Annotated in this window: 13 protein-coding genes; 10 read left to right on the top strand and 3 right to left on the bottom strand. The window is 28.3% G+C overall.

The window, feature by feature from the left end; genetic code table 11:
- Positions 1 to 9 precede the first annotated feature (9 nt).
- The 3 genes from AEBR_RS13595 (at position 10) to AEBR_RS13585 (ending at position 3,403) form a co-directional block, all read left to right on the top strand.
- Positions 10 to 1,005, top strand: a complete 996-nt coding sequence (locus AEBR_RS13595) for a transaldolase (RefSeq protein ID WP_129087409.1) — start codon at positions 10 to 12, stop codon at positions 1,003 to 1,005.
- A gap of 98 nt (positions 1,006 to 1,103) precedes the next feature.
- On the top strand, positions 1,104 to 2,456 hold the full coding sequence (locus AEBR_RS13590; RefSeq protein ID WP_129087410.1) for a class II 3-deoxy-7-phosphoheptulonate synthase: 1,353 nt from the start codon (positions 1,104 to 1,106) through the stop codon (positions 2,454 to 2,456).
- Between the two features lie 131 nt (positions 2,457 to 2,587).
- Positions 2,588 to 3,403, top strand: coding sequence for a hypothetical protein (locus AEBR_RS13585; protein WP_129087411.1), 816 nt, complete (start codon positions 2,588 to 2,590; stop codon positions 3,401 to 3,403).
- Positions 3,404 to 3,416: 13 nt separating this feature from the next.
- On the opposite strand, the gene AEBR_RS13580 is transcribed toward AEBR_RS13585, so the two are convergent.
- The 3 genes from AEBR_RS13580 to tgt all read right to left on the bottom strand — a co-directional run bounded on the left by AEBR_RS13580 (position 3,417) and on the right by tgt (position 5,339).
- A complete protein-coding gene (locus tag AEBR_RS13580; RefSeq protein WP_129087412.1) occupies positions 3,417 to 3,758 on the bottom strand; it encodes an arsenate reductase family protein in 342 nt (113 codons plus the stop codon).
- Positions 3,759 to 3,760: 2 nt separating this feature from the next.
- Complete coding sequence (gatC, locus tag AEBR_RS13575) at positions 3,761 to 4,051, bottom strand: Asp-tRNA(Asn)/Glu-tRNA(Gln) amidotransferase subunit GatC (protein WP_129087413.1); 291 nt, start codon at positions 4,049 to 4,051, stop codon at positions 3,761 to 3,763.
- Positions 4,052 to 4,208: 157 nt separating this feature from the next.
- Positions 4,209 to 5,339: a tRNA guanosine(34) transglycosylase Tgt gene (gene tgt / locus AEBR_RS13570; RefSeq protein ID WP_129087414.1), complete on the bottom strand. Its 1,131-nt coding sequence runs from the start codon at positions 5,337 to 5,339 to the stop codon at positions 4,209 to 4,211.
- Positions 5,340 to 5,487: 148 nt separating this feature from the next.
- Here tgt and AEBR_RS13565 point away from each other — a divergent pair, with 148 nt between their 5' ends.
- From AEBR_RS13565 to murC, 7 genes are all read left to right on the top strand, one after another.
- Positions 5,488 to 6,876 (top strand): TolC family protein, encoded by a 1,389-nt coding sequence (locus tag AEBR_RS13565; protein ID WP_164969494.1) that lies wholly within the window; start codon positions 5,488 to 5,490, stop codon positions 6,874 to 6,876.
- Positions 6,860 to 7,759: a PhnD/SsuA/transferrin family substrate-binding protein gene (locus tag AEBR_RS13560; protein ID WP_129087416.1), complete on the top strand. Its 900-nt coding sequence runs from the start codon at positions 6,860 to 6,862 to the stop codon at positions 7,757 to 7,759. The genes AEBR_RS13565 and AEBR_RS13560 overlap by 17 nt, the downstream gene beginning before the upstream one ends.
- On the top strand, positions 7,743 to 9,347 hold the full coding sequence (locus AEBR_RS13555) for an ATP-binding protein (RefSeq protein ID WP_129087417.1): 1,605 nt from the start codon (positions 7,743 to 7,745) through the stop codon (positions 9,345 to 9,347). Before AEBR_RS13560 ends, AEBR_RS13555 begins: the two co-directional genes overlap by 17 nt.
- 75 nt (positions 9,348 to 9,422) lie before the next feature.
- A complete protein-coding gene (locus AEBR_RS13550) occupies positions 9,423 to 10,853 on the top strand; it encodes a COG3400 family protein (protein ID WP_129087418.1) in 1,431 nt (476 codons plus the stop codon).
- Positions 10,854 to 10,861: 8 nt separating this feature from the next.
- Positions 10,862 to 11,992: a succinyldiaminopimelate transaminase gene (locus AEBR_RS13545; protein WP_129087419.1), complete on the top strand. Its 1,131-nt coding sequence runs from the start codon at positions 10,862 to 10,864 to the stop codon at positions 11,990 to 11,992.
- A complete protein-coding gene (locus tag AEBR_RS13540) occupies positions 11,985 to 12,563 on the top strand; it encodes a hypothetical protein (protein WP_129087420.1) in 579 nt (192 codons plus the stop codon). Before AEBR_RS13545 ends, AEBR_RS13540 begins: the two co-directional genes overlap by 8 nt.
- Entirely contained in the window at positions 12,563 to 13,870 is a 1,308-nt protein-coding gene (gene murC, locus AEBR_RS13535) for a UDP-N-acetylmuramate--L-alanine ligase (protein ID WP_129087421.1), read from the top strand. The genes AEBR_RS13540 and murC overlap by 1 nt, the downstream gene beginning before the upstream one ends.
- Positions 13,871 to 14,003: the final 133 nt, after the last annotated feature.

Raw genomic sequence — 14,003 nt, 5'->3', positions numbered from 1 at the left:
GGATTATTTATGAGTTTAAGAGAAGATATAAATTTCTCACTTTGGTGTGATTTTATTGAGAGAGATTTTTTAGAGAATAGATTTATTGACCTAATTGAAAAAGAGATTATTTATGGTGCAACATCAAATCCAGCAATTTTTGAATCATCTATTTCAAACTCTGTTGCTTATGGGCAACAACTGCAAATGTTACAAGCAAATGAACCAAAAACAATCTATGAAGAGCTAGCAATCACCGATATTAAAAGAGCAGCAGAGCTTTTAAGTGATTTATATTCAAATGATTCTGATGATGGTTTTATCTCTATTGAAGTTGACCCAGAACTTTGTGATGATGCAAAAGGAACAATTGAAGAGGGAATGAGATTAAATACAATAATTGGTTCAGAAAATGTGATGATAAAAGTTCCTGCAACAAAAGCTGGTTATGAAGCTATGAAAGAGCTTACTTCTCAAGGAATTAATGTAAATGCTACACTGATTTTTTCTCCTGAACAAGCAATTGAGTGTGCAAAAGCTTTAGATGAAGGTATTAAAGCTTCAAATAAAGATACAAAAGCAGTAATCTCTGTGTTTGTTTCAAGACTTGACAGGATGTGTGATTCTGAACTTTTTGCAAAAGGCTTAAAAAAAGGTAGACTTGGAATTATGAATGCTACAAAGTGTTACCACGAAGTGGAGAAATTTGGAAATAGTAATATTAGAACTCTGTTTGCAAGTACAGGAGTTAAAGGAAATGATTTTAATGGAAGTTATTATGTTGATAATTTAATCTATCCAAACTCTGTAAATACTGCACCTTTAGCAACTATTGATGATTGGTTGGAAAATGGAAGTAAAGAGCCAAGTGAGATCCCAACTTTAGAAGATTGTAATAAATATTTTAGAAAATTAAAAGATAATAAAATCGATATTGAAGCTGTTTATAATAAGCTTTTAGAAGATGGTTTAAAAACATTTAAAGACTCATTTGCAGATCTACTTAGAAAACTTCAAAAAGATTAACAATATTAGTAATCCAAAAGCAATTTTTGGGTTACTCTTAATACTTAAGATACTTTTAGATAAAATCTACAACTATTTAAAAAGATAAGGGTTAGAATATGAATAATTGGAATCCTAGTAGTTGGAGAGATTTTCCAATAAAACAACAACCAACATATGATGATTTGGATAAATTACAAAAAGTTGAAAAAGAGTTAGCAACATATCCTCCTCTAATTTTTGCAGAAGAGGCTAGAAGATTAAAAACCCAATTGGCAAATGTAGTGGAAGGGAAAGCCTTTTTACTTCAAGGTGGAGATTGTGCTGAGTCATTTAATGCTTTTAATGCAAATAATATAAAAGATCTATTTAAAGTAATGATGCAAATGGCAGTAGTTTTAACTTTTTCAGGTGGATGTCCAGTTGTAAAAGTTGGAAGAATTGCAGGGCAATTTGCAAAACCAAGAAGTGCAGATTTTGAAGAGATAAATGGTGTATCTTTACCTTCATATAGAGGTGATATTATCAATAATATGGATTTTACAGTAAAAGATAGAGTTCCAAAAGCAAAAAAACTTTTAAAAGCATATAATCAAAGTGCAGCAACACTAAACTTACTTAGAGCTTTTTCAAGAGGTGGAATGGCAGATTTACATAAAGTACATGCTTGGAATTTAGACTTCGTAAAAGATAATACTCTTGGTGAAAAATATGAGCAATTGGCTAATAAAATCTCTGAGTCACTAAAGTTTATGGCATCTTGTGGAATTACAAGTGATAATACAACTCAGTTAAGAGAGACAACACTTTATACTTCCCATGAAGCACTTCTTTTAAACTATGAAGAGGCACTTACAAGAAAAGATTCTTTAACTGGTGATTGGTATGATTGTAGTGCACATATGCTTTGGATTGGAGATAGAACAAGAGAGCTTGATGGAGCTCATGTTGAGTACTTTAAAGGGATAAAAAATCCTATTGGATGTAAAGTTGGACCATCTATGAAAGAGGATGAACTTATTAAACTAATAGATACTTTAAATCCTGAAAATGAGGCTGGAAGACTAAATTTAATAGTTAGAATGGGACACGACAAAGTAGCAGATATTTTTCCAAATCTTCTAAAAAGAGTTGAGAGTGAAGGTAAAAAAATTGTTTGGTCATGTGATCCTATGCATGGAAATATAGAAAAGACTTCTAATGGATATAAAACAAGAGATTTTGCAAATATCTTAAGTGAAGTGAAACAATTTTTCCAAATCCATAAAGCACAAGGAAGTGTTGCAGGTGGAATTCATCTTGAGATGACAGGTCAAAATGTTACTGAGTGTACAGGAAGTACAAGTTCTGCAATAACAGCTGAAGGATTAGCTAGTAGATATCATACTCAATGTGATCCAAGATTAAATGCAGACCAATCTTTAGAGTTGGCATTTATGATAGCTGAAACACTAAAAGAATCAAGAAAATAAAAAAGTAGGTAATACTACTTTTTTATTTTTAAATAATCATCAAAATCTTTTATTCTCTCATCCTTTAGTAAATAATAATCATATAAATAACTTTGTAGTATCATAATTTAATCTTTACTTGAAGGAATATTATGGACTCTTTACCTCTTGAAGAACCAAAGAATAAGTACTCTTATGTTTTTAAAAGAACATTTGATTTGATTTTTAAAAAGAAAAATGAGCTGGCTAAAGTTTTGTTAATACCATTTATTTTACTTTTAATATGTGAGTATTTTTCTAAAGCAATTATAATGTATTCAAATATTTATATATTCGCATTTGTATATATTGCTATTACTGTAGTTATGTCAGTATTAATTCATAGGATAATTCTTTTAAATGAAGAAGTTTCATTTACACATTTTCTAAAATTTTTTAGTGCTGATTTAAAGTTTTTTTTCAAAACTCTTTTGTTGATTGTATTTGGTGCAATTATAGGAGGAATCTTATTTCTTCTTACAAACTTTTCTGAAAGATTGTTATATGATATTTTAGATTTAAAGGGTATTCTTATCTATTCAACTCTTATAAAAATAGTTGTTTTTTTATTTTTAGCAGTAGTTTTTTCTAGACTCTCTTTAGTTTTTCCTGCAATTTCAATAGATAAACCAATTGGTTTTGTGGATGCTTTTGTAATCTCTTCAAAATATAAAACTTTTGTTTTTCTAAATGTAATTATAATACCTGTACTTTTAGGAGCATTAATAGGTGGAGTATATGGAATTGTAATTGGATTTCTTATGGGAATTATCTCCCCAAAACTTTCAGTTTTAAGCTCGCTTGTAAGTGTTTTTATAACTATTTTTTCTATAGGATTTATATCTGTAACTTATGAATATATTATGAGTAAAAATGAAGAGGAAAAAATAGTTGAAGATGATGAGGAGAGTGAAGCTATTTTAATATAAATTTGTAAAGAGACTAAAGAAAAGTCTCTTTATAAAGCTTTTCATCAAAGCCAACTAAAACCTTGTCTTCGTATTCAATAACAGGTCTTTTAATAAGCATTGATTCTTTACAAAGCCACTCTATTTTCCCTGTTTCATCTAGGTTTAGCTCTTTTAAATTTAGAGTTCTATAAGTGGTTCCTCTACTATTAAAGAGTTTGTCAATTCCAGCATCTAAAGCCCAAAGTTTTATTTTATCACAAGGGGGATTTTGCTTTTTAAAATCAAAAAGCTCTGTTTCAATATTGTTATCTTTAAAAAATTTTAGTGCTTTTTTTACACTATCACAATTTTTTATTCCATAAATTCTAAGCATAATTACTCGATAATTTTTGGAACTATAAAGTAGCCATCTTCAGATTTTGGAGCATGTTTTAAAATATGATTTGATAGTTCTAAGTCTTGTTTTGCCACATCCTCTCTTAAAGGTGTTCCACCCTCAACTGTATTAAATGTAGCCTCAATATTTGATACATCAATCTCATTTAGATTTTCAACAAAGTTGATAATATCAGCAAGTTCAGCTTTTAGGTTCTCTTTTTTTGAGTCTGCAATCTCCAAACTAGAGAGTTTTGCTAACTTCTCGATTAGTTTATCATCAACAGTCATAATATAACTCCTTTTAAAGGTGCCCTTTAAAAGGGACCAAAAATTTAATAACTACTTTTTATCACTGAAATAAATTCACTTAAAAGTATCAGAATTCTAAAGAGAGCAACGAGTTGCTCTTATAAATTGTGTGGATTATATCTAAAAAGAGGTAATCTTACTCTTTAGTAACGCCTCTTTTTGCATAAAACTCTTTTTTAAATTCAAGCCAATTATCTGCTAAAATAGCTTCTCTTGCTTGTTTCATTAGGTTTAAATAGTATCTAATATTGTGCATTGAACCTAATCTAAAGTAGCTAATTTCACCTGCTCTAAATAGGTGATTTAAGTATGCTTTAGAGAAGTTTTTGCAAGTATAACAGTCACACTCTGGATCAATTGGTGCTTCATCCTCTTTGTATTTTGCATTTTTAATATTGATTTTTCCATAAGAGGTAAACAAAGTTCCATTTCTTGCGTTTCTTGTTGGCATAACGCAATCAAACATATCAACACCTCTTTCTATATTTTCTATTAAATCCTCAGGTGTTCCAACTCCCATTAAATATCTTGGTTTATCCAAAGGCATAAAATCTGTAGTCCACTCAACTGTTTCATACATATCTTCATTTGGTTCCCCAACAGATAACCCTCCAATTGCAAAACCATCAAAATCTAGTTCACAAAGTTGAGTAGCACTTAGTTTTCTAAACTCTTTATCTGTTCCACCTTGAATAATTGCAAAAATATTCTGGTCAACCCCTATACCTTTGCTTTGTTGCTCTTTATGGTAAGTAATAGCTTCTTTTGCCCACTTTGTTGTTCTCTCAATTGATTTTTTAATTCTCTCTTTTGTATTAGGAAGTGCAACTAAATCATCTAATATCATCATAATATCACTTCCCAAATCATATTGGGTATCTAAAACACTTTGTGGGGTAAAATAGTGTTTACTTCCATCAATATGTGATTTAAAAGTAATACCATTTTCATCTGGTTTTGAGTTATCACTTAAAGAGAAGGCTTGAAATCCACCACTATCTGTTAAAAATGAGTTTGGAAATTTTGAAAAACCATGAAGTCCACCAAATTTTTTTACGGTTTTGCTTCCTGGTCTTAAGTATAGATGGTAGGTATTTCCTAAAATGATTTTTGCTCCAAGTTCTAGCATATCATTTGCATCCAAAGCTTTTACAATTGCTTGAGTTCCAACAGGCATAAATACAGGTGTTTGTATAGTGCTATGGGCAGTTTTTATTGTGCAAGCTCTTGCCTTATGATGAGATTTTCCATCAATTTTAAATTCCATTAAATAGTTCCTTTTGTAATTAAAGTTTGTATTATATCAAATATAAAATTTAAATAGAAATTAATATGTAATATGAATGAATATACATTATCTTTTTTTAAAACTTAATTGCTATAATCTCTTGGGAAATTATTTTTGGGAAAATTCGTTGAAAAAGATTGTATGTGTATTTTTATTAGCTTGCATTATGGTAAATGCAAAAGAGTTCGATTTAACACTTGATAAAGCAATAGATCTTGCTTTGGAAAATAATGGTTTAAATAAAATCTCAAAATTAAATTTAGAGATTGCAAAAGCACAATATGAACAAGCCTTAAGTGCAAACTATCCTAGTCTTGACGTGGTTTTGTATGCTAAAAGAGATGACAAAGATACAATTTATCAACAAAGAGGTGAGTTTAAACTTCCAGCAGATATGGCTGCTGCACTTGGAATGATGGGAATAACATCAACTTCAATAAGTGCAGATATTGACACTATTGCAGTTGGTAGAGATACTGTAAGAGGAGAGTTAGAAGTTAATTATCCTTTATATACAGGTGGAAAAATCTCTTCAATAATCCAACAGGCAAAACTTAATAAAGAGATAAAAGCAGAAGCAATAAAAAGAAGCGAAAGCTCAGTTGTATATGATGTTAAAAGATATTTTTATGGTTATATTTTTGTGGATAGTCTTTATAAATTAATCAATGATATATATGAAAATATGAAGTTTAGCAGAGATTTAACCAAAGAATTTTTAGAGAATGGAACAACTCTAAATATTAAAAAAACAGACTACTTAAATATAAAATTAATCACTTCACTTATTGAAACTACCCTTTACAAAATTGATACAAATAGAAAGATATTAGAGGGTGCAATTGGGAATTTGATTGGTCTTAAATATAATGATGTGATTAAAATCACATATGAGAAACAAGAGATTTTAAAACAAAACCAAGATTTGGAAACATTAGTAAAAAAATCAATGGATTTTAATTCAGATATTAGAACTATTGATTTGGCACTTAAAATAAAAGATGAGCAAATAAAAGAGGCTAAATCTGAGTATCAACCAATGGTTAATCTTTTTGGAAATATCAATCATACTTACAATTCGTACCAATATGGATATTTATATGAAGAAAATGCAAATAGATGGACAGTTGGGTTAGCTGTAAAAATGTCTTTATTTAATGGATTTAAGACAGATAATCAAGTACTTGAAAAAAGATTAGATAAAAAGATTGTAAACGAACAAAAGATTCTTCTAGAAGATGGTCTTGCTTTACAACTAAAAAATGAGTTTATCAAAAGTTCATTGGGCTTTAAACAACTAAAAGCTCTTCAAGAAGCTGTTGATGCCGCAACTGAAAATAGTATAACAAATTTTAAAGCTTATAAATATGAGATGGTAGAGGCAAAAGATTTAGTTCAATCTTCTATGATGGAAGTCTATGTAAAAGCTGATTATCTTAAAAGTTTGCATGACTATCTTATCTCTTTAGCAACAATTGATAAACTAATAGGTAAAAAACTTGAAGAGACTTATTAGTTTATATTTTATTTTTATTACCCTTTTGTATGGGGATAATCATCTAGATAAAAACTATGAATTTGCTGTAAATATTGGTGAATACAATAAAATAAATCAAAATAAAATTAAAAGTATAGTCTCTAGAATCTCTAAGAAATTTGCAGAAAGATTTGATAATAAATATGATGTAAATGTAACTTTTATTGATAATGTTGATGAAGTAGTAGATGAATATATTAGATATAAAAAATATAACTCTTTAGTTATTTATTCAAGTTCCTATTTAAAATATAGGGATAAGCTAAAAGAGGTTTCAAAATATTTTTTTACTTTTGATAACAATATAGATTTTCAAAGATATGTTTTAGTTGTTAATAATAGTTCAAACATTAAAAGTATAAAAGATATAAAAAATAAGAAGTTTTTATCTTTTTCTTCAAATGATAATTATAGTGATTGGTTAGATTATTTGACTTTAAAAGAGTTAAATAAAAGATATAAAAAATTAATCAAAGAAGAGATTAGTGTAGAAAAAGATGCAGGTTTAGTTTTAAAACTATTTTTTGATAAAGGAGATTTTGCTGTTATTAGAAAAAGTTCTTATAAGGATTTAGTCCTTTTAAACCCCTCAATAGAAAAGAAAGTTTCCATATTAATTGAATCTGAACCTATCTTTTTTTATGGGATAGGGCTTTTTCATAAAAATACCTCAGAAGAGATAATAAATGGTTTTGATGGAATAGTTATTGATGGTAGTTTTAATAGGGAATATAACCATCTTATAAAAATGCTTGATAGCACAAAAATAAAAAGAATTTATCCAAAAGATTTGGAAACGTTAGAGAAATTCTATAAAGAGTATTTAAGCTTAAAAAGAAAAGTTGATGTTCAAGCTAAATAAAATATTTACAAAAATATTCATTTCAATGTTTTTAGCGATATTATTCTTTTCTTCTATTTTTTCAATATATTATATTACTAGCCAAAAAAAAGAGATTATTAAATCACTAGAACAAGAAGCAAAAAGTATTGCCCAAATATTGATCTATAGTATGTCAGATGCAATAGTATTAGATGACAATTCCTATATTGTAGAGTTCAACTATGATTTTCTTTCCCATCATGAATTACTTAACTCAATTGTAATTGAAAAAAACAATAAATATTTTATTATAAATAAAGATAAATGGTCATATGAAACTAATATTGATACAAGTATGAAGAGTCTTGAAAAAGAAAATAGTGTCTATAAAATGATGGTAGACCCAAGCTCTAAAATAGAGGTATTTCATTATGTTACACCTATTATTATATCAGGGTCTAGTTGGGGACATATACATTTAAGCTTTTCTCTTCAACAGTTTCATAAAAAAATAGAGAATATGTATTATAGTTTTTTTACCTTTTTTGTGATCCTTCTAGTTATTATTTTCTTGATTTCATTTTTTATTGCAAGAAGTTTTTCAAAACCAATAATCTCTTTAAATGAGGTAGCAAATGAGATTTCAAAAGGAAATTTAGGTTTAAGAAGTTTTAATAATAATAGTGATGAAATAGGGCATTTATCAAAAAGTTTTAATATGATGATTTCAAAAATAGAGAGTTCTCAAAAAGAGTTAAAAGATTCTTATGAAAAACTTGAAGATAGAGTTGAAGAGAGAACTTTGGAGTTAAATAAAACAAATAAAATGTTAGAAGACAAAACCCATGAGTTGGAACAATTAAACCAAGTTTTGGATAAAAAAGTAAAAGAAGAGGTTGAAAAAAGAGCTAAACAAGAGAAATTATTGATGCATCAATCAAGACTTGCAGCAATGGGAGAGATGATAGGAAATATAGCTCACCAATGGAGACAACCTCTATCAATGATTACAACAGCAGCTTCAGGAATGAAAGTTGAAAAAGAGTTTGGACTTTCAAATAATGAATCTGAACTAAATAAAATTGAAGTTATTATTAAAACCTCTAACTATCTTTCAAACACTATAGAGGATTTTAGTAATTTCTTTAAACCAAATAAATATAAAGAGACTTTTCATATTGAAGATAAACTGCAACAATCTTTAGAATTGGTTGCTTCAAGTTTAAAATTCCATCATATAACTGTAGAAGAAAATTTAGATAAAACTATCGAAATAAAGGGCTTCCCAAATGAATATGCCCAAGCAATTTTGAATATCTTAACAAACTCTAAAGATGTTTTAGTTCAACGAAAAATCAAAAATCCAACAATCTTTATAAAACTTTATAAAGATAACAACTATGCAGTTTTAGAAATAGAAGATAATGCAGGTGGAATCGATGAAAAAATAATTGATAAAATTTTTGAACCATACTTCACTACAAAACATAAATACCAAGGAACTGGTATAGGTCTTTATATGTCAAAAATGATTGTTGAAGAGAATATGCAAGGTAAATTAGGAGTTGAAAACAGCAAGCATGGGGCTCTATTTAAAATTAAAATTCCTATTGAGTTACAATCCTAAATAAGTTTATTTTTTTAGATAAAAAAAACAACAAATTTGAACATAAAAATTTAGCACTTTTAGATATAATACCCTATGAAAAAAATATTAGTAATCCTTGATGGCATTGTTGCAAAAAAATTGCTGCAAAGAATGGTTGAAACCAATACTACAGAAAATAGTTATGATATTGTTTATCTAAGTGATGCCATTGTACCAGAACACAAACCTTCAAATTTCACTTTTTATAAATTTGATCCAACTTCTGAGTCAAAACTTGCAATGGTTTTAGACAAAGACACACACTCACAAGTTCTTATTGCTCTTAATTCAAAAGATGAGATGATAAATGTAATCAAAAATATAAAAGCAAGAAAAAAGAATCTTCCAATGTCTATTTTAGACTATTGGGGAATTAATATGAAAGATCCTTATGTAAATATTTACAAAGGGATAGAAGTTCTTGCAAATGGTATGGTTGAAAGATTGCCAAATATTCCTGTAATGGCTCAAAATATTGGACTAAAGCAGGGTGAAATTATGGAAATTAAAATCCCTTTTGGTAGCTCTTATGCTTACAGATATATTGGTTCTATTGAGCAAAAAGAGTGGAAAATCTTTGGACTTTATAGGGGTGAAAAACTTATAAATATAAAACCCTCTTTGATATTAAAACCAAATGATATTATTCTTGTTATTGGTAAGCCTACTGTACTGATGCAAGTTTATAATGCAATTGGAAAATCACAAGGTCAATTTCCTATGCCTTTTGGACACAATATTTATTTGTATCTTGATATGTATTTACAAGATAAAGATAGAATTGAAAATGTAATCAACCAAATAAAATTTTTAAATAAAAGATTAAAAAACAGTAAAATGATTATCCGTATTACAAGACCTACAACCGTTGATATTATAGATTTAATAAAAGATAATTTTGCAAATAACGATAGTGTTGAGATAAAAATGGATTATCATGATATTGGTATGGAGAGACTTCTAAAGAGTGATATTCGTGCTTTTGATGTGGGAATGATAATATTAACAAGTGAAATGTTTAATAACAGAAAAAAAATAAAACATATTTTAGATTTGAAGTTGCCTTTATATAAAATAGGTGAAGAGAGTAATGGAACAGGATTGAAAAATAGTGTTGTGGTTATCAATGATGTAAACTCTTATGAACAGATTTCACCAGTTGTTTTTGATGTTTCTGCACAATTAAAATTAAGGACTAAGATTTTTAACATGAACCCTTTGGGTGAGAATGAGAAAAAAAGCGATTTAATAGATCATTTTGAAAATCTGGCAAAGATTTTTAATGAAAAAATAGAGGTTGTTTCAAATGATGAGAATCCTATAAGAGAGTTGAAAAAAGAGACAAACATCCTTCAAATTTTACCTTTGAAACATAGTATGTTTAAGTCTAGATTTTCATGGAAGTTTTTATATACAAATCCTGATTTAATCTCTTTTGATTTAAATAGATTTGATCAACTGCTAATACCAGTTATTGAAGAATAAGGAAAAAAATGAATTTTGAAAAATATCCATTTGAAAAGTTAAATGAGTTATTAAAAGATATTAAGCCAAATGATAATTATGAACCAAGTGCGTTAACAATAGGAGAGCCTCAGTTTGAGACTCCAAAATTTATTCAAAATGCACTTAATAAATCAACTTCATTACTTAAAAAATATCCAGCAAGTGCAGGTTTGCCTGAATTAAAAGAGGCAATGATTAATTTTGTTAAAAAAAGATTTAATGTAACTTTGAAAGATAAACAATTAGTTACTACTTTTGGAACAAGGGAGTCTCTTTTTAATTTCCCACAGTTTTTGCTTTTTGATAAAAAAGAGCCAACAATTGCATTTACAAACCCTTTTTATCAAATATATGAAGGTGCGGCAATTGCAAGTAGAGCAAAAGTTATTCATATAAATTTAACAAAGCAGAATAAATTCAAAGCAAAACTAAGTGACAAAGAGTTAGAGAAATGTGATTTAGTTATTTTGAACTACCCAAACAATCCAACCTCTGCAGAGATGACAAAAAAAGAGCTTGGAGAGTGGGTGAAAAAAGCTTTAGAGTTTGATTTTGTACTTGTAAATGATGAGTGTTACTCTGAAATATATTTTGATGAGAGCAAAAAACCATCATCTTTACTTGAAGCTAGTATTGAAGTAGGGAATGTAGATTTTAAAAATGTAATTGTAATGAACTCAATTTCAAAAAGAAGTTCAGCTCCAGGTTTAAGAAGTGGATTTGTTGCTGGAGATGAAAATATTTTAGAATCTTATATGCAATATAGAACTTATGTTGGGTGTGCTTCTCCTGTTCCGTTACAAAAAGCAGCAGCAGTTGCTTGGAATGAAGATTTCCATGTTGATGAGTTTAGAGAGATATATAAGAAAAATTTTAAAATTGCAAAAGAGATTTTGGGAATAACTCCTCCAAAAGCAACTTTTTATATCTGGCTTGAAGTAGAAGATGATTTAGAGTTTACAAAAAATCTTTATAAAGAGAAAAATATTAAAGTTCTTCCAGGAAGCTTTTTAGGTAGAAATGGAATGGGACAAGGGTATGTAAGAATAGCTCTTGTTGAAAATGAAGAGAAAACAAGAGAGATACTAAAACGATTAAAGGATTTTATTGATGGATAAAGAGGATCTAAATAGTGCAAGAACAAACCCTGATTTTTTAAAATATTTAGAAAAAACAAGGCTTGATGCAATAAGTAGTAGGGATATTGGTGCACTTTATGAAGTTTTAGACTCTTTTTTGGTTCTTGATTTAGATGAAGATAAAGCTGATGAAATCTATCAAAATATTCTAAAAATCACTTTTGAAGATGTTGAAGAGATTATATTAACAAGAAAACTTACCCTTAAAGAAAAAGATCTTTTTTATGTTAGAGCTTTTTATGAACATGCAATTGAAAAATGGAGCTATGAGAACAATAAAGGAGCAAAAGAGCTTCTTTTTGTTTTATTATCAATTTTAGATGACACTGCTCTTTGTGATGCACTAAAAGTACATATAATTGCCCTTTCAAAAGAGAAAAACATAGATAGCTTTTATGAAGAAGATGTGAATTTAAATGCTTCACAAGATGATGAAATTTATGGATATTTTATAACAAATTTTAATTATGATTTGGAAAAATATTTAGAAGAAAATAGTGATATATTAGATAAAGAGTATAAAACTTTAAAACATTTATTGGATAGTTAATGAGAGTACATTTTATAGGTATAGGTGGGATAGGTTTATCTGCCCTTGCAAGATTTTTGAAATATGACGGACATGAAGTAAGTGGTTCAGATATGAAAAGTTCGCCAATTACAAAAGAGTTAATAAAAGAAGGTATTAAAGTCTCTTGTCCCCAAGATGCAAAAAATATTGTTGATAATTTTGATTTAGTTATTTATAGTGCAGCAGTAACAGATGAAAATCCAGAGTTGATTGAAGCAAGATTAAAACAGATTAGAACACTTTCAAGAAAAGAGGCTCTGCCAATTATTTTAGGGGATAAAAAGAACTACTGTGTTGCTGGTGCCCATGGTAAATCAACTACCACAGCGATTTTAGCTTCAATACTTCAAAGTTCAGCTTTAATTGGTGCAATCTCTAAGGATTTTGGCTCAAACTTTAGATATGTAAATAATCTTGTGACTTTTGAAGCAGATGAATCAGATGCTTCATTTTTACTATCAAATCCATACTGTTCTATTGTGACAAATGCAGAACCAGAACATATGGAGTATTACCATTATGATTATGATAAATTTTTTGATTCATATAAAAAATTTATTGAGTTAGCAAAAAAAAGAGTTTTAAATGGTGAAGATAAATATATACAAAAACTAGATATAAAAGATGCTCTTTATTTGTACCCAAGCAAAGATATAAAAAATATTTCATATCTTTTAAGAGAAGGGGAACCTTGCACAAGATTTGAGTTAAAAAACTATGGTTCTTTTGAAGTTTGGGGATTTGGTTATCATATAGCTATTGATGCTTCATTGGCAATTTTAGCTGCATTAAATGAACTAGATATTGAAACAATAAGAGAAAATATTAAAAACTATAAGGGGATAAAAAAGAGATTTGATTTAATTCAAAAAAATGATAAATTTGCTTTAGTTGATGATTATGCTCACCACCCAACAGAGATTGAAGCAACAATGAAATCTGTTGAACTTTATGACAATCTAACAAATATAAATAAAAGAGTTGTTATTTGGCAACCACATAAATATTCAAGAACAAATGATAACCTTGAAGGTTTCAAAAAATGTTTTAGAAGATGTGACGAGCTTGTAATACTTCCTTTATGGACAATACCTGGTGAACAAGTAATTGAAATCGATTTTGAAAAAGAGTTTTCTTCTTATAATCCAATCTTTGCAGATAGATTAAAAGCTAGTGAAGGAAAAATTGAACTTATCAAAGATGATAAAATTATTAAAACATATGATGAAGGAATACTCTTAGGAGTAGGTGCTGGAGATATCACTTACCAACTAAGAGGTTACTAAAAAATAATTGAATTGTAACAAAATTGTTATTTATTAATAATTTTGTCACAAAAATGTCATTATTTATATAAAATCCTCAAATTCTGTGGTATTATTGATGCTTTAATCAATAGTACTCAGGGGGATGTGAAGG

It is taken from the genome of Halarcobacter ebronensis (assembly GCF_013201825.1).
GTDB classification, from domain to species: Bacteria; Campylobacterota; Campylobacteria; order Campylobacterales; family Arcobacteraceae; genus Halarcobacter; species Halarcobacter ebronensis.
The sequence above is the reverse complement of the archived record's forward strand: the minus strand, read 5'-3'. Positions and strand labels throughout refer to the sequence as shown.